This window comes from Methylobacterium sp. WL6 (assembly GCF_008040095.1).
Taxonomy (GTDB): Bacteria; Pseudomonadota; Alphaproteobacteria; order Rhizobiales; family Beijerinckiaceae; genus Methylobacterium.
On the sequence record NZ_VRVH01000006.1, the window covers coordinates 1 to 23,862 of the forward strand.

At 69.8% G+C, this 23,862-nt stretch carries 30 protein-coding genes; 14 read left to right on the forward strand and 16 right to left on the reverse strand.

The genetic code is table 11. The annotated features are described in order from the left end of the window. Together FV230_RS01680 and FV230_RS01685 are read left to right on the forward strand one after the other, a co-directional pair. On the forward strand, nt 1-618 hold a 618-nt coding region (locus FV230_RS01680; RefSeq protein WP_187275347.1), incomplete at its 5' end, for an outer-membrane lipoprotein carrier protein LolA. A gap of 167 nt (nt 619-785) precedes the next feature. Continuing rightward, a complete protein-coding gene (locus FV230_RS01685) occupies nt 786-1,256 on the forward strand; it encodes a cupin domain-containing protein (RefSeq protein ID WP_147728930.1) in 471 nt (156 codons plus the stop codon). 6 nt (nt 1,257-1,262) lie between these two features. Here FV230_RS01685 and FV230_RS01690 read toward each other — a convergent pair whose 3' ends face one another. After that, nucleotides 1,263-1,979: a lysophospholipid acyltransferase family protein gene (locus FV230_RS01690; RefSeq protein WP_147840985.1), complete on the reverse strand. Its 717-nt coding sequence runs from the start codon at nt 1,977-1,979 to the stop codon at nt 1,263-1,265. A gap of 174 nt (nt 1,980-2,153) precedes the next feature. Between FV230_RS01690 and xth the strand changes: the two genes are divergently transcribed. After that, nucleotides 2,154-2,963 (forward strand): exodeoxyribonuclease III, encoded by an 810-nt coding sequence (gene xth, locus FV230_RS01695; RefSeq protein ID WP_147840986.1) that lies wholly within the window; start codon nt 2,154-2,156, stop codon nt 2,961-2,963. Between the two features lie 215 nt (nt 2,964-3,178). Here xth and FV230_RS01700 read toward each other — a convergent pair whose 3' ends face one another. The 4 genes from FV230_RS01700 to FV230_RS01715 all read right to left on the reverse strand — a co-directional run bounded on the left by FV230_RS01700 (nt 3,179) and on the right by FV230_RS01715 (nt 7,169). Continuing rightward, nucleotides 3,179-4,615, reverse strand: coding sequence for an amino acid permease (locus FV230_RS01700; protein ID WP_147840987.1), 1,437 nt, complete (start codon nt 4,613-4,615; stop codon nt 3,179-3,181). Nucleotides 4,616-4,940: 325 nt separating this feature from the next. Next, the gene (gene serA / locus FV230_RS01705; protein WP_187275348.1) at nt 4,941-6,227 is read right to left on the reverse strand and encodes a phosphoglycerate dehydrogenase; all 1,287 of its coding nucleotides are present in this window, start codon (nt 6,225-6,227) and stop codon (nt 4,941-4,943) included. Between the two features lie 150 nt (nt 6,228-6,377). Beyond that, a complete protein-coding gene (locus FV230_RS01710) occupies nt 6,378-6,950 on the reverse strand; it encodes a DUF1003 domain-containing protein (RefSeq protein WP_147840988.1) in 573 nt (190 codons plus the stop codon). 18 nt (nt 6,951-6,968) lie between these two features. Further along, nucleotides 6,969-7,169, reverse strand: coding sequence for a hypothetical protein (locus FV230_RS01715; protein ID WP_147840989.1), 201 nt, complete (start codon nt 7,167-7,169; stop codon nt 6,969-6,971). Nucleotides 7,170-7,464: 295 nt separating this feature from the next. On the opposite strand from FV230_RS01715, the gene rpsO reads away from it, so the two are divergent. From rpsO to FV230_RS01730, 3 genes are all read left to right on the forward strand, one after another. After that, nucleotides 7,465-7,734 carry a 30S ribosomal protein S15 gene (rpsO, locus tag FV230_RS01720; RefSeq protein ID WP_147726935.1) on the forward strand — a complete coding sequence of 90 codons (270 nt, stop codon included), beginning with the start codon at nt 7,465-7,467 and terminating at the stop codon, nt 7,732-7,734. A 210-nt stretch (nt 7,735-7,944) separates the two neighbouring features. Next, on the forward strand, nt 7,945-10,164 hold the full coding sequence (gene pnp / locus FV230_RS01725) for a polyribonucleotide nucleotidyltransferase (RefSeq protein WP_147840990.1): 2,220 nt from the start codon (nt 7,945-7,947) through the stop codon (nt 10,162-10,164). 148 nt (nt 10,165-10,312) lie between these two features. After that, on the forward strand, nt 10,313-10,534 hold the full coding sequence (locus tag FV230_RS01730; protein WP_147726933.1) for a YgaP-like transmembrane domain: 222 nt from the start codon (nt 10,313-10,315) through the stop codon (nt 10,532-10,534). An 85-nt stretch (nt 10,535-10,619) separates the two neighbouring features. On the opposite strand, the gene FV230_RS01735 is transcribed toward FV230_RS01730, so the two are convergent. Further along, nucleotides 10,620-10,886 carry a GlsB/YeaQ/YmgE family stress response membrane protein gene (locus tag FV230_RS01735; protein ID WP_147726932.1) on the reverse strand — a complete coding sequence of 89 codons (267 nt, stop codon included), beginning with the start codon at nt 10,884-10,886 and terminating at the stop codon, nt 10,620-10,622. A 225-nt stretch (nt 10,887-11,111) separates the two neighbouring features. Here FV230_RS01735 and FV230_RS01740 point away from each other — a divergent pair, with 225 nt between their 5' ends. Next, nucleotides 11,112-11,471 carry a RidA family protein gene (locus FV230_RS01740; RefSeq protein WP_147726931.1) on the forward strand — a complete coding sequence of 120 codons (360 nt, stop codon included), beginning with the start codon at nt 11,112-11,114 and terminating at the stop codon, nt 11,469-11,471. Beyond that, the gene (locus FV230_RS01745; RefSeq protein ID WP_147840991.1) at nt 11,468-12,574 is read left to right on the forward strand and encodes a polyamine ABC transporter substrate-binding protein; all 1,107 of its coding nucleotides are present in this window, start codon (nt 11,468-11,470) and stop codon (nt 12,572-12,574) included. Before FV230_RS01740 ends, FV230_RS01745 begins: the two co-directional genes overlap by 4 nt. 86 nt (nt 12,575-12,660) lie before the next feature. Here FV230_RS01745 and FV230_RS01750 read toward each other — a convergent pair whose 3' ends face one another. Both FV230_RS01750 and FV230_RS29335 read right to left on the reverse strand, forming a co-directional pair. Next, nucleotides 12,661-13,068 (reverse strand): DUF3597 domain-containing protein, encoded by a 408-nt coding sequence (locus FV230_RS01750; RefSeq protein ID WP_147726929.1) that lies wholly within the window; start codon nt 13,066-13,068, stop codon nt 12,661-12,663. A gap of 90 nt (nt 13,069-13,158) precedes the next feature. Then, complete coding sequence (locus FV230_RS29335) at nt 13,159-13,311, reverse strand: hypothetical protein (protein ID WP_187275349.1); 153 nt, start codon at nt 13,309-13,311, stop codon at nt 13,159-13,161. A 332-nt stretch (nt 13,312-13,643) separates the two neighbouring features. Between FV230_RS29335 and FV230_RS01755 the strand changes: the two genes are divergently transcribed. Genes FV230_RS01755 through FV230_RS01765 form a run of 3 tightly spaced genes read left to right on the forward strand, consistent with a single transcriptional unit; the run spans nt 13,644 to nt 16,205 of the window. After that, nucleotides 13,644-14,669, forward strand: a complete 1,026-nt coding sequence (locus FV230_RS01755) for an ABC transporter substrate-binding protein (RefSeq protein ID WP_147840992.1) — start codon at nt 13,644-13,646, stop codon at nt 14,667-14,669. Beyond that, complete coding sequence (locus tag FV230_RS01760) at nt 14,666-15,418, forward strand: ABC transporter permease (RefSeq protein WP_147841027.1); 753 nt, start codon at nt 14,666-14,668, stop codon at nt 15,416-15,418. The genes FV230_RS01755 and FV230_RS01760 overlap by 4 nt, the downstream gene beginning before the upstream one ends. Before the next feature lie 28 nt (nt 15,419-15,446). Beyond that, nucleotides 15,447-16,205: an ABC transporter ATP-binding protein gene (locus FV230_RS01765; RefSeq protein WP_147841028.1), complete on the forward strand. Its 759-nt coding sequence runs from the start codon at nt 15,447-15,449 to the stop codon at nt 16,203-16,205. Nucleotides 16,206-16,213: 8 nt separating this feature from the next. Here FV230_RS01765 and FV230_RS01770 read toward each other — a convergent pair whose 3' ends face one another. The 5 genes from FV230_RS01770 to FV230_RS01790 all read right to left on the reverse strand — a co-directional run bounded on the left by FV230_RS01770 (nt 16,214) and on the right by FV230_RS01790 (nt 19,796). Further along, nucleotides 16,214-16,468 (reverse strand): hypothetical protein, encoded by a 255-nt coding sequence (locus FV230_RS01770; protein ID WP_147840993.1) that lies wholly within the window; start codon nt 16,466-16,468, stop codon nt 16,214-16,216. A 182-nt stretch (nt 16,469-16,650) separates the two neighbouring features. Beyond that, nucleotides 16,651-16,944, reverse strand: a complete 294-nt coding sequence (locus tag FV230_RS01775; protein ID WP_147841029.1) for a hypothetical protein — start codon at nt 16,942-16,944, stop codon at nt 16,651-16,653. A gap of 16 nt (nt 16,945-16,960) precedes the next feature. Next, complete coding sequence (locus tag FV230_RS01780) at nt 16,961-17,146, reverse strand: hypothetical protein (protein WP_147726923.1); 186 nt, start codon at nt 17,144-17,146, stop codon at nt 16,961-16,963. 473 nt (nt 17,147-17,619) lie between these two features. Continuing rightward, nucleotides 17,620-17,910: a hypothetical protein gene (locus tag FV230_RS01785; protein WP_147840994.1), complete on the reverse strand. Its 291-nt coding sequence runs from the start codon at nt 17,908-17,910 to the stop codon at nt 17,620-17,622. A gap of 209 nt (nt 17,911-18,119) precedes the next feature. Beyond that, nucleotides 18,120-19,796 (reverse strand): cache domain-containing protein, encoded by a 1,677-nt coding sequence (locus tag FV230_RS01790; protein ID WP_147840995.1) that lies wholly within the window; start codon nt 19,794-19,796, stop codon nt 18,120-18,122. Between the two features lie 240 nt (nt 19,797-20,036). Here FV230_RS01790 and FV230_RS01795 point away from each other — a divergent pair, with 240 nt between their 5' ends. After that, nucleotides 20,037-20,372, forward strand: a complete 336-nt coding sequence (locus tag FV230_RS01795; protein WP_147840996.1) for an SRPBCC domain-containing protein — start codon at nt 20,037-20,039, stop codon at nt 20,370-20,372. A 46-nt stretch (nt 20,373-20,418) separates the two neighbouring features. Here the strand turns inward: FV230_RS01795 and FV230_RS01800 are convergent, their stop codons facing one another. Continuing rightward, nucleotides 20,419-20,676, reverse strand: coding sequence for a hypothetical protein (locus FV230_RS01800; RefSeq protein ID WP_147726234.1), 258 nt, complete (start codon nt 20,674-20,676; stop codon nt 20,419-20,421). Nucleotides 20,677-21,029: 353 nt separating this feature from the next. Here FV230_RS01800 and FV230_RS01805 point away from each other — a divergent pair, with 353 nt between their 5' ends. Next, nucleotides 21,030-22,040 (forward strand): NAD-dependent epimerase, encoded by a 1,011-nt coding sequence (locus FV230_RS01805; protein WP_147840997.1) that lies wholly within the window; start codon nt 21,030-21,032, stop codon nt 22,038-22,040. Here FV230_RS01805 and FV230_RS01810 read toward each other — a convergent pair. Next, nucleotides 22,028-22,402 (reverse strand): nuclear transport factor 2 family protein, encoded by a 375-nt coding sequence (locus FV230_RS01810; protein WP_147840998.1) that lies wholly within the window; start codon nt 22,400-22,402, stop codon nt 22,028-22,030. The two genes, FV230_RS01805 and FV230_RS01810, sit on opposite strands and share 13 nt — an antisense overlap. A gap of 50 nt (nt 22,403-22,452) precedes the next feature. Continuing rightward, on the reverse strand, nt 22,453-22,896 hold the full coding sequence (locus FV230_RS01815; RefSeq protein WP_147840999.1) for an OsmC family protein: 444 nt from the start codon (nt 22,894-22,896) through the stop codon (nt 22,453-22,455). Nucleotides 22,897-23,273: 377 nt separating this feature from the next. Between FV230_RS01815 and FV230_RS01820 the strand changes: the two genes are divergently transcribed. After that, nucleotides 23,274-23,693 (forward strand): PAS domain S-box protein, encoded by a 420-nt coding sequence (locus tag FV230_RS01820; protein ID WP_147841000.1) that lies wholly within the window; start codon nt 23,274-23,276, stop codon nt 23,691-23,693. The last annotated feature ends 169 nt before the right edge of the window (nt 23,694-23,862 follow it).

Sequence of the window (23,862 nt, forward strand, 5' to 3'; positions counted from 1 at the left end):
GGCGCGCCGACCCCCGCCCCGGCCGCCGCCTCCGACGAAGCGCCGGACGCCGCCACCGTGCTGGCCCAGGCCAACGCCTACTTCAACGGCATGAGCACGCTCACCGGCTCGTTCATCCAGATCGCCGCGGACGGGCGGAAGATCGGCGGCAAGCTCACCATCGCCAAGCCCGGGCGCCTGCGCTTCGACTACGACGCGCCCTCGCCGCTGGAGGTGGTGGCCGACGGCACTTCGGTGGCGGTGCGCGACCGCAAGCTCGCGACCCAGGACCTGTACTTCATCGCGCAGACCCCGCTGAAATTCCTGGTCCGCGAGAAGATCGACCTCGCCCGCGACCTCACCGTCACCGACGTCTCGAACGACCCGGGCGGCGTCCGCATCAGCCTGGAGGACCGCGCCACGCTCGGCGGGACCTCGAAGATCCAGCTGTACTTCGATGCCGACATGAAGGTGCTCGGCCAGTGGCGGATCACCGATCCGCAGGGCTACCTGACCACCGTGCAGCTCTCGAACCTGCAGAAGGGCAAGGCCGTCGACGGCAACCTGTTCTTCATCAATTACGGGCGCCCCGAGGACAAAGCGATGCAGGAGCGGATCAAGCAGTCCCAGACCCCCTGAGGTCCGCGAAAGGCCGCCATGGTGAGGCTTCCTTAACGCTTCTCGCATCGATCCGGGGAAGGACGTCCCGAAGCGCGCCGATCGGCGTGGCCTGGCGCGCCGGTGAACCCGCCGTCAAGGCGCGCCGCCCGATCGTGCCCCTCGATCGATTCGAGGAAGGGTTCGACATGGAAATCGCCAGGCTGCTCCACACCTTCGCAGGTCCCGTCGCCGCGTTCCTCGCGGTGGTGCCGGGCCTTCGCCGCCCGGCCGGCCCGCCGCCGCCGGTGCTGGACGGGCCGACGATGACGAACGTCGACTTTCCGGCCGTCCAGCCGCCGAGCGCGACGTACTGGCCCGAGCGCTCCTGCATCCTCTCGGGCCGCCCCGAGCAGACCGCGACCTACGTCTACGAGAGCCCCGACAAGCTGTTCGCCGCCGGGATCTGGACCTGCCGGCCGGGCAAGTTCCGCATCGATTTCGGCCGGGACGAGTTCATCCACCTGCTCGAAGGCGTGGTGACCGTCACCGACGCCGAGGGCCGTTCGAAGACCTATCGCGCGGGCGACGCCTTCGTCACGCCGAAGGGCTTCTCCGGCACCTGGGACGTGATCGAGCCGGTGCGGAAGCACTTCACCTATTACGGCGCGGTCGATTGAGGGCCCTCACGCCGCCTGCGGGCGCCAGCGGTCGAGCTCGCTGTCAATCGCGCCTTCGGTGCCGCGCATGAACTCGGCGGCCGACAGGCCCGGCGCCAGGGTGGCGAGGTAGCTCACCGTCACGGTGCCGGCGCGCGTCGACGACCCGGTCGGCCAGTACAGCCCGGAATTGACCGCCACCGGCAGCACCGGCAGGCCGAGACGCCCGTACAGCAGCTCGACGCCGCGCTTGAACTGCAGCTTCTCGTCGATGGTGCCGCGGGTGCCCTCGGGGAAGATCAGCACCGAGCGCCCGTCGGCTACCGCGGCGCGGCTCTCGTCGATCATCGTGCGCAGGGCCTGGGTGCCGTTGGCGCGGTCGATGATGATCATCGGCGAGCGCCGCAGGAACCAGCCGACCACGGGGATCGCGACGAGCTCGCGCTTGGCGATGATCGCCACGTCGGGCACCAGGATGAGGAAGGCCAGCGTCTCCCAGGCCGACTGATGGTTGGCGACGATCAGGCAGGGCTCGGCCGGGATGCGCTCGCGCCCCTCCTCGACGTAGCGCAGGCCGCAGATCGTGCGGAGCCCGAAAAGGATGCCCCGCGCCCACAGGCGCGTCGCCGCGCGGATCGGCCGGACCGGCGAGCCGGAGGCGGCCAGCACCGCGAGCGGTGCCAGGAACAAGGCCGTCCAGGCAGCCCAGTAGGCGTTGAACAGGACGGAGCGGATGCGCGGCAAGGGGCTATGTCTCTGAGTGTCGTCGAGCGGGGCCGACCGATGGTCTTTGCGCGGACATACCCCGTCGTCCGGTGCGGAGCACGCCATTTCCGCAGGCCGCCCGGTCGCAGCGTCGATCGCGCCGGCGAATCGCGCTATCCACCGGCCTTCCCCCGACAACCGCGAGCGTTTCCGTTGCGCCTCACCGTCACGTCCTGGAACATCAACTCGGTGCGCCTGCGCATCGATCTCGTGCTGCGCTTCCTCGCCGAGGCGAAGCCCGACGTACTGTGCCTGCAGGAGACCAAGTGCCCGGACGACGCCTTCCCGCTGAAGGCCCTGCGCGGCTCGGGCTACGAGAACGTCGTCTTCGCCGGGCAGAAGGGCTACAACGGCGTCGCGATCCTGTCGCGGTTTCCGCTCGTCACCCGCGCGGTGATGAGCTTCTGCGAGCGCCAGGACGCGCGCCACATCTCGGCGGTGCTCGGGCCCGAGGCCGGCGCCGCGGCGGGCATCGCGCTGCACGACTTCTACGTGCCGGCCGGCGGCGACGTGCCCGACACCGCGCTCAACCCGAAATTCGCGCACAAGCTCGACTTCCTGCGCGACCTGCGCGCCTGGGGCGGGCGGCGCGTGAAGGGCCCCGCGATCCTCGTCGGCGACCTCAACGTCGCGCCGCTGGAGCACGACGTCTGGTCGCACAAGCAGCTGCTCGACGTGGTGAGCCACACCCCCATCGAGACCGAGGCGCTGGAACGCTTGCGCAACGAGGCCGGCTGGGTCGACACCGCGCGCCTGCTGACGCCGCCGCCGGAGAAGATCTTCACCTGGTGGAGCTACCGCTCGCCCGACTGGGCGGCGGCCGACAAGGGCCGCCGCCTCGACCATGCCTGGGTCTCGCCCGACCTCGCCGGCACTGTGCGCAAGGTCGAGGTCGCGCGCGAGGCCCGCGGCTGGGAGCGCCCGTCCGACCACGCGCCCGTGACGTTGACGCTGGAGCTCTGACCGGAACGCGAACGGGGCCGGCGCATTGCATCTTCACACGCTCGTGAAGAAGGTTCGCCGACCCCATGCGAAAGATCCTGCTCGCCTTCCTGCTGCCGAAGGTCGTCTCGTATCTCCGCCGCCGCTACGGCGGCGCCCAGACCCCGCACCGCCGCTCGTTCTGAGCGTCCGCACCGAGCCTCATGGGTCAGGCCCCATGAGGCTCGGTTCCAGCTCTAAGCCCGCGACGCGCCCGCCCTCACCCGGCGGGCGTTCCTGCGTCCGTAGCCCGCGTAGAGGGCGAGGCCGAGCGTCAGCCAGACCGCGAGGCGAATCCAGGTCTGGCCCGGCAGGCCCGCCATCAGCAGCAGGCAGGACAGGATCCCGAGGCTCGCCACCAGCCCGACCGCCGGGACCCGGAACGGGCGCGGCCGCTCCGGCTCGGTCCGGCGCAGGATCAGCACGGCGGTGCAGACCAGCACGAAAGCGAAGAGCGTGCCGATGCTGACCAGCTCGCCGAGTTCCTCGATCGGCACGAGGCCGGCCACGAGCGCGGTCATCAGGCCGATCGTCGCCTGGCTCAGCATGGGCGTGCGCGTCGTCGGGCTCACCCGCGCGAACAGCCGCGGCAGCAGGCCGTCGCGGGCCATCGCGTAGAAGACCCGCGCCTGGCCGTAGAGCGCGGTCAGCGTCGAGGTCGTCAGCCCGATCAGCGCGCCGAGCTTGATCGCGACGGCGAAGCCGCCGAGCCCGATCGCGTCGATCGCCTTGGCGATCGGGTCAGCGACGTTCAGCGCCCGGTAGGGCACGAGCCCGGTGAGCACCGCGGCGACCGCGACGTAGAGCACCGTGCTCACCGCCAGGGACCCGAGCAGGCCGATCGGCGCGTCGCGCTGCGGGTCGCGGGTCTCGCCGGCGGCGGTCGAGACCGTCTCGAAGCCGATGAAGGCGAAGAACACCACGCCGGCGCCGCGCAGGATGCCGCTCCAGCCGAATTCCCCGAAGGTGCCGGTGTTCTTCGGGATGAACGGGTGCCACAGCTCCGGCTTCAGGTGCGCCGCCCCGACGCCGACGAAGCCGAGGATGATTGCGACCTTCAGCGCCACCATCGCGGTGTTGACGAGCGAGGCCTCGCGGCTGCCGCGCATCAGGAGCGCCGTCAGCGCGAGCACGATCCCTGCGGCGGGCAGGTTGACGAGGCCGCCTCCGCCGGGCGCCGCGGCGAGCGCCGCCGGCAGGCGCAGGCCCGCATCCGCGAGCAGGCTCTGCGCGTAGCCCGACCAGCCCACCGCGACGGTGGCGGCGGCGAAGGCGAATTCGAGGACGAGGTCCCAGCCGATGATCCAGGCGCAGAGCTCGCCGAGCGTCGCGTAGGTGTAGGCGTAGGTCGAGCCCGGCACCGGGATCATCGCGGCCAGCTCTGCGTAGCACAGCCCGACGAAGGCGCAGGCGATCCCGCCGGCGACGAAGGACAGGGCGAGGCCGGGGCCGGCATAGTCCGCCGCCGCGGTGCCGGTGAGGACGAAGATTCCCGCCCCGATCGTCGCGCCGAGGCCGATGCAGACCAGCCCGAACGCCGACAGGCTCCGCGCCAGCGCCGGCCCGTGGTCGTCCTCATGCCCGGCGACGAGCGCGGCGACGGATTTCTTCGCGGCGAAAAAGCCTGTGGTCATGGCGTGGCGATGTCCGAGCCCGCGGAAGATGCAGCGAGGCTGCGGCAAGTGCCGCGCTAGCGATAGCCGCGCCACGGAAAGTTTTTCAGGGTCGTCCGCGACGGAGCGCTCAGGCACCGGCCGGACGCCGAATCGAGCACGGGTCCCTTCTCCCAGGGGGAAAAGGACAGGATGAGGGGCGTGAGCTTTCGGAGAGTCACGCCCCTCTCCCCGACACACTTTTCATGGGAGAGCGAGCGCGGCGTGCTTCGCAGGATCCCTCCGGTGCCGTCACGCCGCGATGGAGACCGGATCGATCGCAGGGCGGCGTCCGCGAACGCCCCGCTCAGCGGCGCTCGTACAGCAGCCGCGCGCGGATCGTGCCCGGGATCGCGCGGATTTCGGCGAGCAGGGTCTCGGCGTCGGCGTTGGTGGCGTCGGTCTCGAGCACCACGTAACCGACCTCGCCGTCGGTCTGGTAGAACTGCCCGGCGATGTTGATGCCTGCGCTCGAGAACACCGCGTTGAGGCGGTTGAGCATGCCGGGCAGGTTCTGCTGCACGTGGATGAAGCGCGCGCCGGTCGGGCGCGGCGGGAGCTGCACCTGCGGGAAGTTCACTGCGCCGATGGTCGAGCCGATGTCGGAGTAATCCACCAGCTTGCGTGCGACCTCCGAGCCGATGCGCTCCTGCGCCTCCTCGGTCGAGCCGCCGACGTGGGGTGTGAGGATCACGTTCTCCAGGCCCTGGAGCGGCGAGACGAAGCGCTCCTGGTTCGAGCCGGGCTCGACCGGGAAGACGTCGACGGCGGCGCCGGCGAGGTGCCCGTCGCGCAGGGCCCGTGCGAGCGCGTCGAGGTCGACGACGGTGCCGCGGGCGTTGTTGATCAGGTACGCGCCCGGCTTCATCGCGCGGATCTCGGCCTCGCCGATCATGTTGGCGGTGGCGTCGGTCTCGGGCACGTGCAGCGAGACCACGTCGCTCTGGGCGAGCAGCTCGGCGAGTGAGGCGGTCGGCTCGGTGTTGCCGTGGCGGAGCTTGTCGGTGTGGTCGTAGAACACGACCCGCATGCCCATGGCCTCGGCCAGCGTCGAGAGCTGCGTGCCGATGTTGCCGTAGCCGACGATGCCGAGCGTCTTGCCGCGCACCTCGACCGAGCCGGCCGCCGACTTGTCCCACTGGCCGGCATGCGCCCCGACCGAGCGCGGCACGATCCGGCGTAGGAGCATCACGATCTCGCCGATGACGAGCTCGGCGACCGAGCGGGTGTTCGAGAACGGCGCGTTGAACACCGGCACGCCGCGCCGCCGCGCGGCGTCGAGGTCGACCTGGTTGGTGCCCACCGAGAAGCAGCCGACCGCGAGCAGGCGGTCGGCGGCGTCGAGGGCCGCCGCGTCGAGCTGCGTGCGCGAGCGGATGCCGAGGATGTGGATGCCCTTCAGGGCCTCGTGCAGCGCATCGCGGTCGAGCGCCTTCGGCAGGCGGACGAGGTTGGTGTAGCCGGCCGCGCGCATCAGCCCGACGGCGCTGTCGTTGATGCCTTCGAGCAGCAGCACCCGGATCCTGTCCTTCGGCAGCGACAGCTTCTCGGGCAGGGCCAGGGTTTCGAGCAGCGGGAGCGGTTCGGAGTTCATGGTGCGATCGGCCGTTCGACGAGGGCGCCTCCGGGCGCCGAAGGCCGGCAGCGATAGGAGCGGTGATTTCGCGATGCAACGACGCGGGCGGATGGCTGGGATGCATCGGCTTTCCGGTGCGACCGTTCCGTCATGCGAAATGGCCGCCGCTCACCCGCGCGGGCGGGCGGCCCGCGCGGCGCCGAGTTCGGCGATCTGCCGGGTCTGCGCGCGGATCAGATCCTCCAGCTGCTCGGTCCGGATGCGGTCGAGCTTGTCGTGCAGGGACACGATCTCGATCTCGGCGCGCAGGTTGACCTCGTAGTCGAGGCCGGCGGCGATGCGGTCGCGCTCCGCCTGCCGGTTCTGCGACATCAGGATCACCGGCGCCTGCAACGCCGCGACCATCGACAGGATCAAGTTGAGGAAGATGTAGGGATAGGCGTCGAAGCCGCCCCCCGACCTTGCGAGGACGACGGTGTTCAGGACCACCCAGCCGACGAGCAGGCCGGTGAAGGCGATGATGAACCCCCACGAGCCGCCGAGCCTGGCGACCCGATCGGCGAGGCGTTCGCCGAAATCCGGGCCCGCGCGCGACGTCGCGGCGGCGCCCGCGTCGCGGGCATGGACGCGCCCGGCGATGTGCGCGAGGACGCGCCGGTCGTGCGGCGACAGGCAGCCCAAGCCCGGATCCAGGAGCTGCCGGGCGAGCCGGGCGACCGCCTCGTCTCCGTCGGCGGACATGCCGGTGCCCCTCTCCCGCTACGTCGCCATGCCCTTCACGAGGCGTTCGATGGCGTCGAGGGCATCGCCGATGCGTGCGGTCTGGGCCAGGATCTTCCCGGCTTCGACCTTGGCGTTCGCATCCGTCTGCCACCAGATGCCGCCGTCGATGTTCCTGATCATCGTCGTGAGGCGGTCGTTCTGGACACCCATCGCCTCGATCGCTGTCTGACAGATCATGATGTCGCCCCCTGATGTTCATCGAACATATCCCAAACGGGCGGGCAGCAGCGAAGAATTCGCATCGCGGCCCGGGAGACGCCCGGTGGCCGGGACTGGCGCCGCGAACCGTTTCGTGTATGGTCCGCGCGGCCTCGGCCCGGCGACGGGCGGGGCCGAAACCGCTTGGACCAACGACCCTGCTGGACGACATCCCGGCATCGGCCAAGGCTCGAGCATGCCTCAGGCGCCGTCCTCCCGATCCGGAGGGGCGGCCGCACGGCGCTTCTGAAAACCTCACCTGAAAGGCACTGCGATGTCGATCTCGGCAGAGCGCAAGACCGCGCTCATCAAGGAATACGCGACCGTCGCCAAGGACACCGGCTCGCCGGAGGTCCAGGTGGCGATCCTCACCGAGCGGATCACCAACCTCACCAGCCACTTCAAGACCCACGGCAAGGACAACCATTCCCGCCGCGGCCTCCTGAAGATGGTCTCGCAGCGCCGCTCGCTGCTCGACTACGTGAAGCGTCGCGACGAGGCCCGCTACCGCAGCCTCATCGAGCGCCTCGGCATCCGCCGCTAATCCAGCCCACGCGGTTCCGAGCCCGGCTCGGGACCGCTTTTTTCAAGATCTCGGGTGGCCGGAACGGGTCCGGCCCCGCGAGCAACGGGCGACTTCGAGGCGCGAACACCAGGGACAGGATCGCAGGGCACTCCTCCAGCCGGAGTGCCCCGCCGTCTTGCCCCTGGCCGCGCCGGGTTCGCCCGCCGCATGATGGCAAGGACGACAAGAATGTTCGACGTACAACGTGAAGAGCTGATGTGGGGCGACCGCCGCCTCGTTCTGGAGACCGGCAAGGTCGCCCGCCAGGCCGACGGCTCGGTGATGGCCACCTACGGCGAGACCTCGGTTCTCGCCACCGTCGTCTCCTCCAAGGAGCCGAAGGTCGGGATCGACTTCCTGCCGCTGACCGTGAACTACCAGGAGCGCGCCTACGCCGCCGGCCGCATCCCCGGCGGCTACTTCAAGCGCGAGGGCCGGCCGTCCGAGAAGGAGACGCTGGTCTCCCGCCTGATCGACCGCCCGATCCGCCCGCTCTTCGTCGAGGGCTGGCGCAACGACACCCAGGTCGTCGTGACCGTGCTCACCCACGACCTCGAGAACGACCCCGACATCCTGGCGATGGTCGCGGCCTCGGCGGCGCTCACCCTGTCCGGCGTGCCGTTCATGGGCCCGATCGGCGCCGCCCGCGTCGGCTACGCCAACGGCCAGTACGTGCTCAACCCGCCGGTCCCGGAGATGGACGGCGCGGTGCTCGACCTCGTCGTCGCCGGCACCACCGACGCGGTGCTGATGGTCGAGTCGGAGGCCAAGGAGCTGTCCGAGGAGATCATGCTCGGCGCCGTGATGTTCGGCCACAAGCACTTCCAGCCGGTGATCGAGGCGATCGTGCGCCTGGCCGAGAAGGCCGCCAAGGAGCCGCGCGCCTTCTCGCCGCCGGAGAATGCCGACGTCGAGGCCGCCGTGCTCGGCGTCTGCGAGTCCGAGCTGCGCGACGCCTACAAGATCACCGTCAAGCAGGAGCGCTACAAGGCCGTCGACGCCGTGAAGGCGAAGGTGGTCGCGGCTCTGTGCCCGGCCGAAGGCGAGCAGAAGTTCGCCCCCGAGAAGGTCAAGGCCGCTTTCAAGGAGGCCCAGTCCAAGGTCGTTCGCTGGAACATCCTCGACACCGGCTCGCGCATCGACGGCCGCGACGTGAAGACCGTCCGCCCGATCGAGAGCCAGGTCGGCGTGCTGCCGCGCGCCCACGGCTCGTCGCTGTTCACCCGCGGCGAGACCCAGGCGCTCGTGGTCGCGACGCTGGGCACCGGCGAGGACGAGCAGTACATCGACGCGCTGCAGGGGACCTACAAGGAGACCTTCCTGCTGCACTACAACTTCCCCCCCTACTCGGTGGGCGAGACCGGCCGCATGGGCTCCCCCGGCCGGCGCGAGATCGGCCACGGCAAGCTCGCCTGGCGCGCGATCCACCCGGTGCTGCCGCCGGCCCACGAGTTCCCGTACACGATCCGCGTCGTGTCCGAGATCACCGAGTCGAACGGCTCGTCCTCGATGGCCTCGGTCTGCGGCGGCTCGCTGTCGCTGATGGATGCGGGCGTCCCGCTGCGCCGTCCCGTCGCCGGCATCGCCATGGGCCTCATCCTCGAGGGCGAGCGCTACGCGGTGCTCTCCGACATCCTCGGTGACGAGGACCACCTCGGCGACATGGACTTCAAGGTGGCCGGCACGGACGAGGGCATCACCTCGCTCCAGATGGACATCAAGATCGCCGGCATCACCGAGGAGATCATGCAGGTCGCCCTCGCCCAGGCGAAGGACGGCCGCGCCCACATCCTCGTGGAGATGGCCAAGGCGCTCACCGCCGCCCGCCCCGAGCTCGGTGAGTACGCGCCGCGCATCGAGACCATGCAGATCCCCACCGACAAGATCCGGGAAGTGATCGGCACCGGCGGCAAGGTGATCCGCGAGATCGTCGAGAAGACCGGCGCCAAGATCAACATCGACGATTCCGGCACCGTGAAGATCGCCTCGGCCGACGGCAAGGCGATCAAGGCGGCCTACAACTGGATCCGCTCGATCGTCGCCGAAGCCGAGCCGGGCATGATCTACGAGGGCACCGTCGTGAAAACGATGGAGTTCGGCGCCTTCGTGAACTTCTTCGGCGCCAAGGACGGCCTCGTCCACATCTCGGAGCTCGCCGCCCAGCGGGTCGCCAAGGTGACGGACGTCGTCAGCGAGGGCCAGAAGGTCAAGGTCAAGTTCCTCGGCCAGGACGATCGCGGCAAGATCCGCCTCTCGATGAAGGTCGTCGACCAGGAGACCGGCGAGGACCTCACCGAGAAGCTCAAGGCCGAGCGCGCCGAGCGCGGCGAGCCCGAGCGCGAGGAGCGGGCCCCGCGCGAGCGGAGCGAGCGCAGCAGCCGCGGCGAGCGTCGCCAGTCGAACGACTGATCGTCCGGACCCGCGGTCCTGACGGCGAAGACGGCGCGGTCCCCTCGGGGCCGCGCCTTTTTCGTGGGCGGTTCCGGCGCGGCGGCAAGGAACGCCGGCCTTCGGAGGGCGTTCGATCCGCGACCCCAACAGGAGCGCACCCGACCCCATGGCCAACGACATGATCCACGACATCTTCAGCGGCGAGCCGAACCTCAGCACCACCGAGCGCGCGGTCTCGGTGGCGCTCGGCCTCGGCATCGCGGCGGCGGCCGCGCAGCCGCGTCCGAACAAGTGGCTGAGCCTCGCGGCCCTCGTGGTCGGCGTCGGCCTCGCATTGCGCGGCGCCACCGGCCATTGCGCAATCAAGGCGGCCTCCGACCACATCTGAGCATCGGACCAGTCGCAACGAAGAAGGGGGCGCCTCGCGGCGCCCCCTTTTTTCTACGTCGTGGTCCGTGTCGACGAGCGCGACCTCAGAGCGTGGTGGTGCGGCCGCGGCTGGCGATGAAGCCGTAGATCGCGAGGACGACGATCGCGCCGACCACGGCGCCGATGAAGCCCGCGCCCTGGTTCGGGCCGTACCAGCCGAGCGCCTGTCCGAGGAAGGTGGCGACGAAGGCGCCGACGATGCCGAGGATGGTGGTCAGAATGAAGCCCGACGGCTCGTTCGAGCCGGGCATGATGAACTTGGCGACGATGCCGGCGAGGAAACCGATGACGATGGTCCAGAGAATACCCATGACGAACCCCTTGGCGACGTGACGCCTGACGATGTGACGCCGCTTTCGGATGACGCGACGCTGGAACGGTGTTGAAACGCACGGTGGCAGCGGGGGTTGCGACGGATTGGCCGTCGCCGGATCTTTTTCCGCACTGCAATGGGCCAAGGCCGCCGGCCCGGCGCCCCTTTACCTCGCCCGCGCCCGGCGGCAGAAGCGATCCGAAGATCAGCCGGGGGACAGGACATGACGATCGAACGCTTCGAGCCGGGCGCGCGGATGGCGCAAGGCGTGGCCTACGGCGACACGGTGTATCTCGCCGGCCAGGTCGCCGCCGACACGGTCGGCACCGGCGTCACCGCGCAGACGCAGGCCATCCTCGGCCAGATCGAGCGCCTGCTGGCGGCTGCCGGCAGCGACAAGGAGCGGATCCTGATGGCGACGATCTACCTGGCCGACATGGGCACCTTCGCCGAGATGAACGCCGCCTGGGACGCCTGGGTGTCGAAGGACAACCCGCCCGGCCGCGCCACGGTCGAGGCCAAGCTCGCCGGGCCGGAATACCTCGTCGAGATCGTCGTCGTCGCCGCGCGGTCGGGCGCATGAGGGCCGCCGCCCTCGCCCGCGCGATCCTCCTCGCGGGCCTCGCGCTCGCGACCGGGCCGGCGCTGGCGGCGGGGCCGGAGCGGGTCGTCAACATCTACAACTGGTCGGACTACATCGATCCGAAGGTGCTCGAGGCCTTCACCCGCGAGACCGGGATCAAGGTGGTCTACGACACCTACGACAACAACGAGATCCTCGAGACCAAGCTGCTCGCCGGCAAGTCCGGCTACGACGTGGTGGTGCCGTCGGGGCCGTTCCTGCAGCGGCTGATCCGGGCCGGCGCGTTCCTGCCCCTCGACAAGGCCAAGCTGACGAACCTCGGCAACGTCTGGCCGGAGATCGCCGGGCGCCTCGCGGCCTACGATCCGGGCAACGCCTACGCCGTCGACTACATGTGGGGCACCACCGGGCTCGGGCTCAACCTCGGGCTGGTGCGCGAGCGTCTCGGCGCCGGCGCCGCGCTCAACACCTGGAACCTCGTCCTCAACCCGGCCTCGGCGAACAAGCTCAAGGATTGCGGGATCATGATGCTCGACTCGCCCGAGGACCTGATCCCGAGCATGCTGCCGACCTTCGGCCTGAAGAGCGACTCCAAGCGCTGGGACGACATCACCCAGGTCGCCGACGCGCTCTTCAAGGTGCGCGGGACGGTGCGGAAGTTCCACTCGTCGGAATACATCCAGTCGCTCGCCAACGGCGATCTCTGCGTCGCGGTCGGCTATTCCGGCGACGTGCTCCAGGCGAAGAAGCGGGCCGACGAGGCGAAGAACGGCGTCGAGATCGCCTACCTCATCCCGAAGGAGGGCACGCTGATGTGGTTCGACGCCTTCGCGATCCCGAAGGACGCCCCCCATGCGGCGGAGGCGCTGAGCTTCATCGACTACATGCTGCGCCCCGAGGTTGCGGCGGCCAACACCAACTTCGTATCCTATGCCAGCGGCAACCTGCCCGCGAAGAAGCTCGTGAAGCCGGACATCCTGGCCAATCCCGGCATCTATCCCGACGACGCGACGATGCAGCGGCTCTCGGTCAACACCGCCTGGGACGACCGCACCCAGCGCTTCGTCACCCGGGCCTGGACGCGGGTGCGCACCGGCAAGTGAGCCGTCAAGTGAGCCGTCGCCGCGGGGAGCGCGCACGAAAAAGCCCGGCGCGATGGCCGGGCTTCGATCGTCGCGGGCGACCGTGATCAGTCCTTGAGGTCGGCCGGCACCTTGCCGCCGTTCTCCTCGAGCTTCTTGATCACCTGCTTGTGCAGCCAGACGTTCATCGTGGCCGAATCGTCCTTGTCGCCGGTGTAGTGCAGCTCGTCGGCAAGCTGCTTGCGGGCGGTCAGGCTCGAATCGAGATCGAGGAGCTTCATCAGGTCCACGATCGAGGTGCGCCAGTTCAGCGTCTGGGAATTCTTCTGGGCCATGCCGTTGAGCACCGCCTCCACGTCCACGGGCTCGCCCGAGGCGGACGGCGTCGCGTCGGCCGTGGTGGTCGAGGCCGGGCTGCTGGCGCCGCCGGCATCCGCGGTCGAGGGGGCCGCCGCGGAGGAGGCGCCTCCGAACGGATGCAGGATCTTGCTGACGATGCTGCCGAGTAGGCTCATGAGATCATTCCCTCGATCGATGCCGCGGAAAAGCGCCGCAGTCGCGTGACAACGGGAGCCGGACCGGCCTGTTCCGACTGCGCCGCAACGTCAGCGGAAGAGCGGCAGGGCGGCTCCGAGCAGGGCGAGGCCGGCGAGCAGGCAGAGCCCGCTCCATCGTTCCAGCATCGGCGCCCGATCCGGGTCGCGCGTCGACATGCGGGCAAGGCCAACGCCGCAGGTCAGGCAAGCGAAGCTGAGCATCGCGACGATCATCCCCAAGGCAGACTTCTCTGGTGGAAAGGATGGATGCCTTATACAGAAATGAATGGCAATAAAATTCGACTCTGTGGATATCTCGCAGACACGCTTTCTATGAGTACAGAACCGTTTTCCAGCATCTGAAAGTTGCATTGGAATACCTAGGCGATTTTGCGCGGCTTCATCCTTCGTAACCATGTGGTCGCAATCGAAGTGCTTGCCACGCGCGAGCGAGGGCGGATGGCGTTTTCGGCGCGCCGATTTGCACTTTCGCCGGCCTGTGGCATGGGAGCGGCCGAAGCCGCTCCGCTCCCGAGCCCGGAAATCCCGAGCCCATGCGTCAGTTCCCCAATCGCCGGACTATCCTCGCTGCGGGCCTGCTCGCGTTCGGGGCGGGCTCCGCGACGGCGCAGACCGCGCCGGTGCCCGTCCGCATCGGCGTGATCCCGGTGATCGGCGCGGCGCCGATCTTCGTCGCCAACGGAGAGGGCTGGCTCGAGGCCGCCGGGCTCAAGCCGGGATTCACCACCTTCGAGTCCGGGCCGAACATGATCCAGGCGCTGGCCTCCGGCACCATCGACGTCTACGTCGCGGGCATCGCGCCGCTGGCGGTGGCGCGCACCAAGAACATCGACGTGCGCGTGGTCGCCGCGACCGCGGTCGAGGAGATGGTGTTCGTCGCCGGCCCCAAGCTCGCGCCCTACTTCGCGGCGACCGCCGACAAGGCGGAGGCCTTCCGCCGCTACCGGGAGAAGGAGGGCCGCGCCGCCCGCCTCGCGACCCAGCCGCCGGGCTCGGTGCCGAACACCACGCTGCAGCACTGGCTCTGGCAGGTGGCCAAGACCGACAAGACGAACGCCGAGGTCGTCGCCATGGGCATCGACGCGACGCAGCAGGCTCTGCTCGCCGGCGCCGTCGACGGCGCCTCGATCCGCGAGCCGGCGCTGACGATCGTCCAGCAGCGCAACCCGGCGATCGCCCTGATCGCCACCGGCGCCGAGATGTTCCCCGACCAGCCCGGCACCGTGGTCGCCGTCTCGGGCGCCTTCGCCGACAGGAACCCGGCCGCGGTGCAGGGCCTCGTCGACGCGCTGGTGAAGGCGACCGACCTGCTCAAGACCGATCCGGCCCGCGCCGCGCCGCCGGTCGAAAAGGCGCTCGGCAAGGGCATCACCGATCTCGCCACGATCCGGAAGGCGTTGTCCTCGCCGGCGGCGAAGTTCACCGCCGACCCGCGGGTGATCGTCGAGGCGACGCGGAAGATGCAGGCCTATCAGGTGAGCATCGGCACCCTCGACAAGGACGTGCCGATCGACGGCCTGTTCGTGCCGGGCTTCTACGAGAAGGCGATCGCGCGCTGACCGTCCTCCGCGCGATCCTGCTGTCGGCCCTCGGGCTCGCCGCCTTCCTCCTGGTCTGGGAGGCGGCGCCCCGGCTCGGGCTGATCAACCCGGCCTTCCTGCCGCCGCCGAGCACGATCCCGGCCGCGTTCCTGCGCGAGATCGAGCTCGGGGTGTGGTTCGAGGCGGTGGCGTCGAGCCTGAGCCACTACCTCGTCGGCCTCGCCGTCGGCGCGGGCGCCGGGATCGCGCTCGGCCTCGTCGGCGGCATGTCGCGGACGTTCGAGGCCGCGACCGCCTGGGTTGTGCGCCTGCTGCGGCCGATCCCGGGCCTCGCCTGGGTGCCGTTCGCCATCATCTGGTTCGGCGTCGAGCCGTCGGCGGCCGTGTTCATCATCGCCATCGGCGTGTTCTGGATCGTCTTCTTCGCGACGCAGGGCGCCGTGCGCGGCGTCGACCGCGACCTGGTTGAGGTGGCACAGGCCTTCGGCTTCCGCTCGGCCCCCGCACGTCTGACCAAGATCCTGCTGCCGGCGGCGACGCCGGGCATCCTCGTCGGCCTGCGCACGGCGCTCGGCCAGGCCTGGATGGCGGTGGTCGCGGCCGAGATCTTCGGCGTGCCGGGCGTCGGGCAGCGGATGATGCAGGCCTCGAGCCTGCTCTCCACCGACATCGTGGTCGTCTACATGCTCACCATGGCCGGGCTCTACGGATTGTTCGATTCGGCGTTCGTCGCCCTGCAGGGCTGGCTCCTGCGCTGGCGGACCTGAGCGCATGGCGACCCAGGCCGACACCGCCATGCGCGACCCGATCATCGCCTTCCGGGCCTTGAGCCTCGCCTACGCGCGCGGGGGCACGCGCAACGTCATCCTGTCGGACCTCGACCTCACCGTCGCGCGCGGGGAGTTCCTGGTGATCGTCGGCGAATCCGGCGTCGGCAAGTCGACGCTCTTGCGAGTGCTGATCGGCCTCGCCGCGCCGAGCTCGGGCACGGTCGAGCTGGCGACGCGGCCCGGCTGCCGCACGCCGATGGCCCTGGTGTTCCAGGATGCGCGCCTGCTGCCGTGGCGGCGGGTCGTCGACAACGTCGCCTTCGGCCTGGAGAACAGCGGCCTGTCGCGTTCCCAGCGTCGGGCCAAGGCCGCCGAGATGCTGGCCCTCGTCGGGCTCGACGATCTCGCCCAGCGCTGGCCGCATCAGCTCTCGGGCGGGCAGCGCCAGCGCGTCGCCATCGCCCGTGCGCTCGCGGTCGACCCGGACGTGCTGCTCATGGACGAACCGTTCTCGGCCCTCGACAGCTTCACCCGCGAGGGTCTCCAGGACGAGGTGCAGCGCATCCAGGCCGCCACCGGCAAGACGGTGCTGTTCGTCACCCACGACATCGACGAGGCGGTGACGCTGGCCGACCGGGTGGTGGTGCTGGCCGGCAAGCCCGGCCGCGTGTCGGCGGAGGTGCGGATCGACCTGCCCCGTCCGCGTAGGCGGCGCGATGGCGCATTGCTCGAAGCGGCACGGCGCCTGCGGAGCGAGCTCTCCCGCGATTCGGCCGAACTCTGACGCCGCGATCAGTTGCCGGAATACGCCCGCAGCATGCCGACGATGCGGTTCCGGATCTCGGGATCGCGCACCCGCAGGAACGCCGTCATCAGCAGATCGCACTCGGCCGCCGAGGGCGTCGCGGCGCTGGAGGCTTGCACCTCGTCGCGGAAGAAATCCTGGACCGGGATCGCGAGCACGGCGGCGATCTTGCCCAGGACCTGCAGGCCGTTCGACGGATGCGGGCCGTCCTGCAGGCGGCGCGTGGTTCCCAGGTTGGTCATCGGTTTCGCCCGCCCAGATTTCCGGCTTCTGTTCGCATAGTCACACGCGAGCGCGAACGGACCCATCGGTCGAAACCGTATTCACGGAATTCGTTGTGCACGCAACGACAAGTTTCGATGCTGCGTAGAAAATACGAAATGGCGTGAATGCCGGCGCGGCCTCGCGCCGAAGCTGCCCTGGATCAGCCGAACAATGCGGAGACCGCCAAACCGGCCAACGCGATCACACCGAGCAGGCGGCGCCAGGGGTTCACGCCGCGCAGGATCTCGTCCGCCGCCCACCAGGCGAGCGCCGCGCCGGACGCGATCCGAAGCCACATCCCGACGTCATTCTGCCCGCCGTCAGCCTTCGGCGCGAGCAGCCATCGCGCGGCAGACAATCCGAGGAACAACCAGAGCGGCAGATTGGGCCATTGTCCAATCACGATCGCGCCGGTGTTCCGGTCGCGGAACGTCCAATCGACGGCACGGCGCAGGGCCGACATCCGGGGGTCAGACCTTGTCGCTGCCCTCGGCCTGACGGATGGGCGCGCAGATCTGCGGGCTCACCTTGTCGAGGTGGACGCAGGCGTTGTCGCGATACCAAGTGCGCAGGCCGGGCTGGGTCGGCGCGATGTACATCGCGACGAGGACGAAGCCGGCGGCGAGCACGATGAGGGTGAGGAGGAGGTTGCGCATCACGGGGCTCCGATCGGGACGGGCTGCCGCCAAGCGACTGGACGTCCATGAAAAAGGCCCGCCTGCCGGGAAAGGCGCGGGCCGAGCGGTCGTCGCGGCACCTCAACGTGGAGGCAGGTTCCGCGCACCCAACGAGCGGGATGCGGCTCGGGTTCCGGCGAGCCGCCGCGGCGGGAACATGGTTGACGGCGGCCTGACGAATGTCGGAGGCCTTAACGAGGCGTGAAGCACGTCTCCGGGAAGTCCGGGACGGCCGGTTAAGAAAGCCTGAAACGATTCGCTCGAAATCGCGCGACGGCGGAGGGTGAGGAGGCCGGGCTGGTCCCGGTCTTCAGCGTTCAAGCACGTGCGGGCGGCGGCCATGACCGAGACGATCGACGACTTCAAGTTCCTGATGACGCTCGCCTTCGTGGTCTTCGGCGGCTTCGGTCTCGACGCCCTGCTGCGCTGAGGCGAGCGCGGAGCGCGCGCCGTCAACGCACCGAGGCGCCGAACGCGCTTCGAAGGGCGAGCAGCGCGTCGGAGGGATCGATCGGCTCGGGCGGCCGCATCGTCGAGCCGAGCCGGATGGCAGGCGCCGGGCGGGCGGTGGAAGCCGGTCGAGGCTTCGGCAGCGGCACGTCCGGGACCTGCCCGGACCGCAGGAAGCGGGCGAGCTCGGCGGCCTTGGCACGTTGCTCCCGGTGAAGGCGGAACAGCGCCACGACGATCCCGATGGCTCCGGCGCCTTCCAGACAGGCGGCGATCACGTAACCGGGGGCCATGGTCGTTGCTCCTTCGAACTCGGCCGGGGCGCATGGGCGAGCCCGCCGCCGTTCAGGGCCCGGTTCTCGAAGGTTATGGTTACCGGGGTGTTAACCGCTCCGGCCGCGGCGCCCAGCTCGGGGTTTCGTGATCGCGACCGCACGCTCCGCCGGGTTCGGGCCCGGCGGACGCAAATCGCCCTGCGTCCGATCCGATCGATCGCCGTCGATCAGGCCGCGCGGATGGCCGACAGGAACGCCTCGACCTCGCGCTGCACGTTCACCGATTGCGTGGCCAGCTCGTTGGCCGCCATCGTCACCTGCTGGGCGGCGGTCCCGGTCTCCCCGGCCGAGGCCAGCACCTGCGCCACGTTCCGCGAGACGTCCTGCGTCCCGTGCGCCGCCTCGACGGCGTTGCGGGAGATCTCGTCGGTCGCGGCCGTCTGCTCGACGACGGTCGACGCGATGGTGCCGGTGATCGCGTTGACCGACACGATGGTCTGCCCGACCTGCCGGATGGTCGCGGCCGCCTGGCTGCTGGCGTTCTGGATCGCCAGGATCTGGCCGCCGATCTCGTCCGTCGCCCGCGCGGTCTGGCCGGCCAGCGCCTTGACCTCGGCGGCGACCACCGCGAAGCCGCGGCCCGCCTCCCCGGCCCGCGCCGCCTCGATCGTGGCGTTCAAGGCCAGCAGGTTGGTCTGCCCGGCGATCGCGGTGATGGTGGCCACGGCCTCGCCGATCCGCTCCGCCGCCTCCGACAGCGTCGCCATCGCGGCGTCAGTGGCGCGCGCCTCGCGGGATGCGGTGGCGGCGACCGCGTTCGATTCCTGCACCTGGCGCTCGATCTCCCGAAGCGAGGCGACCATCTCCTCGGCTGCGGCGGCGACCGTCTGGACGTTCGCCGAGGTCTCCGCCGCCGCCGCACTGGATGCCAGGGCCTGGTTGCTGGTGGCGTCGGCCACCTGGGTCATCGAGCGGGCGGTCGCGTCAAGCTCGGTGGCGGCCGAGGTGACGATGCCGATCGCGCCCGCGATCGTCCGGTCGAAATCGACCACGAGCTGGTCGACCCGGTCGGCCCGGCGCTGCCGGGCGGATTGCTCCGCGACCTTCTGGGCTTCCAGGGCGAGGCGCTCGATCCCGTTCTGGCGGAAGACGTCGACCGCCCGGGCCATCTCGCCGATCTCGTCGCGGCGCGCGATCCCCGGATTGTCCACGGCGGTCGCGCCGCGGGCGAGCCGGCTCATCGTGTCGGTGAGCCCGTAGATCGGGCGGGTGACCTGCCGCCCGATGAGGAAGGCGGCGCTGCCGACCAGCAGCGCGATGCCGCCGAGGCCGAGCGACAGCTTGATCACGAGGGCCTTGAGGTGGGCCAGCGTGTCGTCGGCGTAGACGCCCGAGCCGATGATCCAGCCCCACGGCTCGAAGCGCTTCACGAACGAGATCTTGTCGACGGGCTGCTCGGCCCCGGGTTTCGGCCACATGTAGGACACGAAGCCGGCCCCCCGTCTCCGTGCCACGTCGGCCATCTCGACGAACAGGGCCTTGCCCACCGGATCCTTCAGCGCGGCGAGATCGGTGCCGTCGAGAGCCGGCTTGATCGGATGCATCACCATCCGCACCTGGTCGTCGATGATGTAGAAGTATTCGTTCGCGCCGTATCGCAGGTTCCGTACGCCCTCGAGCGCCGACCGCCTGGCGGCCGCTTCGGTCATCCGGCCGGACCGCGCCTCCCCCTCGAAATGCTCGAGCACGCCGGCGGCGACCTCGACCAGCTGCTGCGTCTTGACCGCCCGGCTGTTCGTCACCTCGTCGCGGAGTTCGATGACCGAGAGGGCGATGAGGCTGATTAGCCCCAGCACGCAGATCACCGTGATCGCGTGGATCTTCGTACCGATCGACAAGCTCATGATTCACCGCGGCACGAAGACGGATCCCTATCCGTAGGAGTGATGTCCGCATCCGGTTGAGGGGAGGTGAATTCGAACCTGGGATGTGCGAATCCGCGGCGTCGCGAAAGCGAAGCCCGGTTCCGTGCATGCGCGTTCGAAAGCCGGCCGGCGATCGGGGATGGGGACCGATCGCGCCTCTGCCCGACACCACGCGTCGGTGGAATTCGACGCCGGATCGGGCGACACCGGCGTCGTCAGATGCAGGGCCTGCAGGGCGACGCCTTTCCCGATCGCGGCGTCCATCGCGACGTCGCGGAGAATGCCCGCCGCGTCGTGACCGACGCCGAGACCGCGGCATGGGCGCCCCCTGACAAGCCGTTCACGACGCTGATCCTCACCTTCGCGGCCGTGGGTGGCTGCCTCTGCGCGGCCGTTGCCAGGCACCGAAGCGCGGCCGACCGGGAGGCGCACCAGGCGATGGGGTTACACGAGGGCTGGGGGCATCTGCGCCGACCAGCGCCCGGCGCTCGCCGCCCCGTGACTTTTTCGGCCGACGTCCGGTCGATGCCGGCCGGAAAGCGATCCCGGAAATGAAAAAGGCCGCCCTCTCGGGCGGCCTTTCGCGCGAACGTCGAACCGATCACATGCGGTGGCGACGGTGATGCATCATGCGGTGGCGGCGCTGGTGGCGCATCATCGGACGCGCCATCGGACGCATGCCGGGGCGCATCGACGAGCCCATCTCCGGCGTGCCGCCCGGCGCACCCATCGCGCGCTCCATGCCGCCGCGCGGGCCGCCGGCCTGGGAGCCGGACGAGTTGTAGGGGGAGTTTCCCTGGGCGAAGGCGGTCGCGGACATGAGCGTCAGCGACGCGGCGATCAGGAACAGTTTCTTCATTGGGGAAGTCCTTGGGTCGTCTGCGGAGGCGGAGCCCCCGCCTCGAACGGCGCCGCTGCCCGATTCAGCATCGGCGTACGCTGGTGAACCGTCGCCGTCGCGTCGGGGTTCCTCCGCCGGGAAGCGTTTCCGCGGGAGCGACGATCCGATCGGCTCGCTCTACTCACGGTTGGTGATCGAACTCGGTATTCCACCCCCGTGCGGACGCGCTCCGCGCAGGCCGCCGCCGGCGCGGCTCCCCGCGTCGGACGCGACATCGATCCCGTTCCGCGACGGCATCCACCAAGCGCTGGAAATGGTCTAGGGAGGCGCAGCTTCGGACCGCGGATGCGGCCGCACGAAGGGGGACGCTCATGGATCCGGTACTGATCACCGGGGCGGCCGGGTTCATCGGGTACCACGTCGCCGAGCGCTACCTCGCGGCCGGCCGGCCGGTGATCGGCATCGACAACCTCAACGCCTATTACGACGTCGGCCTGAAGCAGGCGCGGCTCGCACGGCTCGAGGCCCATCCGAACTTCCGCTTCCTGAAGCTCGACATCGCCGAGGCCGATGCCGTCGATGCGCTGTTCGCCGAGCACCGCTTCCGGCTCGTGGTCCACCTCGCGGCGCAGGCGGGCGTGCGCTACTCGCTCGAGAACCCGCGCGCCTACGCGCGCAGCAACGTCGACGGATTCCTGAACATCCTCGAAGGTTGCCGCCATCACGGCTGCGTGCACCTCGTCTACGCCTCGTCGAGCTCGGTCTACGGCGCGCTCACCAAGATGCCGTTCTCGATCCACGACAACGTCGACCACCCGGTCAGCCTGTACGCGGCGACCAAGAAGGCGAACGAGCTGTTCGCCCATTCCTACAGCCACCTCTACGGTCTGCCGACCACGGGCCTGCGCTTCTTCACGGTCTACGGCCCCTGGTACCGGCCCGACATGGCGTTGTTCCTGTTCACCCGGGCGATCCTCGCAAGCGAGCCGATCTCGGTGTTCAACAACGGGCTGATGCAGCGCGACTTCACCTACGTCGACGACGTGGTCGACGGGGTGGTGCGGATCGGTGAGCGCATCGCCGCGCCGAACCCGGGCTGGGACGGTGCACGCCCCGACCCGGGCACGAGCGCCGCGCCCTACCGGCTCTACAATATCGGCAACAACCAGCCGGTGCAGCTGCTCCACCTGATCGACGTGCTGGAAGGCTGCCTCGGCGTGAAGGCGGTCCGGCGGATGCTGCCGATGCAGGCCGGCGACGTGCCGGCGACCTTCGCCGACGTGGACGACCTCTCCGCCGCCGTCGGCTTCGCGCCGTCGACCCCGATCGAGGCCGGCGTCGAGCGGTTCGTGCGCTGGTATCGCGCGTATTACCGGGCCTGACCTTCGGACGGCTTGATCTTCAGCTGGTCGATCACCCAGCGCCACGTCCCGTCCGACTGCTCGCGCGCGGTCTCCGCGGAGATCGTGCCGTTGGGCAGCCGCGCGAACGTCATCGCGATCGGCCCGTTGCGCAGCGGCGGCAGCACGTCCGCGGCCGGGAAGTCCGAGCGGCGGGACAGCAGGTCGGCGTAGAAGGCGCGGATCTCCGCGTGCCCAGTGGCGACGACGCGGCCCGCGGCGAGCACCGCATCGGGCTCGTAGAGCGCGACGAGCCCCTCGACGTCGCCGGCATTGGCGCGCTGGTTGAACAGGCGGGCCAACGCCTCCGGCGCCTCGGCGCCCGCCCTGTGCATGTCCGACATCGCATCTCCTCTCGTGGTGGGCGCCGCGCTCCCGCTCCGCGGGGCCGCCGTCAGGTCAACGCCGTGCCGGTGCCGTCGTGCACCGAGACGGCGATGGGAATGCCGAGCTTCACGCTCTCCGACACCGTGCAGAACCGCTGGAACTGGTCGAGCACCCGGTCGATCCGCGGCATGTCGGCGGCTGCGGCGCCGAGCGCGATCCGCACGTCGATGCCGACGATCCGAAGGCGGTCGGCCTCGTTGCGCGCGATCCGGCAGGTGGCTTCCGCGGATACGCCCTTGCCGTCCTGGCGGAACTTCCCCAGCGCGAAGACCAGGCTGGCGCACAGGCAGTTCGCCACGCCGGCGATCAGCAGCTGTTCCGGATGGGGGCCGGTCCCGCCGCCGATCGGCTCCGCCTCGTCCACGCGCAAGGCCGGCAATGCTTTGCCGAAATCCACCGTGAAGACGTAATCGCCGACCTGGCTGATCGTGATGCTCGGCGCCGGCGTCATCGCATTGCTCCCTGTGCTGCCGAATGTTGCGATCGGCACCGGCGTTCCGTGGTTCGAGCCCGGTCGGCTGACAGATCCGCGACTTGAAACCGAAGCGAGGCGGCGCGGGCATCGCGTGCCTTGACGCGATTTCTGCTCTGGCATACCAAATACCAAATAAGGAATCGAGCCCTTGACGGATCGTCTCGGCGATTGCGAGCGTGGCCCGGCTCCGCCGCAGGGAGAGCTTCCATGCCCGGCCGAATTCCCGACCGCTGACCTCGATCCCGATCAGGGTCCGCGTCGTCGCGTGCTCCGCGGCCCGCGCGACCGACGACGACCCTCGCGGATCGACGATCGGCGGTGGACGACGAGTCCAGGATTGATGAGCGTCCTTCATGTCTGCGGCGATCGACTTCGAACAACTGGTCTCGAACGCCGGCGACGCGATCGTGGTCTCGGATCCCGAGGGGGCGATCGTGGTGTGGAACGCCGCCGCCGAGCGCATCTTCGGGTTCACGCCGGAGGAGGCGCTCGGGCGATCGCTCGACCTGATCACCCCCGATCGCCACCGGCACCGGCACTGGGAGGGCTACCGCAAGACCATGCGCACCGGCGTCACCCGCTACGGCGCCGAGGTGCTGCGGGTGCCGGCCCTGCACAAGGACGGCCGCGCCATGTCGATCGCCTTCACGGTCAGCATGCTGTTCGACGCTGACGAGAACGTCACCGGCATCACCGCCGTGATCCGCGACGAGACGGAACGCTGGAACGCGGAGCGCGCGATGCGGCGCCGCCTCGCCGAGCTGGAAGCCTGACGACGGCGTTCGGCGGTCCGCCGCCGGGAACAGCCGACGTCCTCGAGATCAAGGCCGGATTTCGCAAGCAAGACGGCATCCGGCCGAAAGCAACGTGACCGCGGATCGAGGCTCCGCAGAAGAGCCCGGTCTCCGCTCGCCGAACGCGGCACCGATCGAGGGTCGGCGT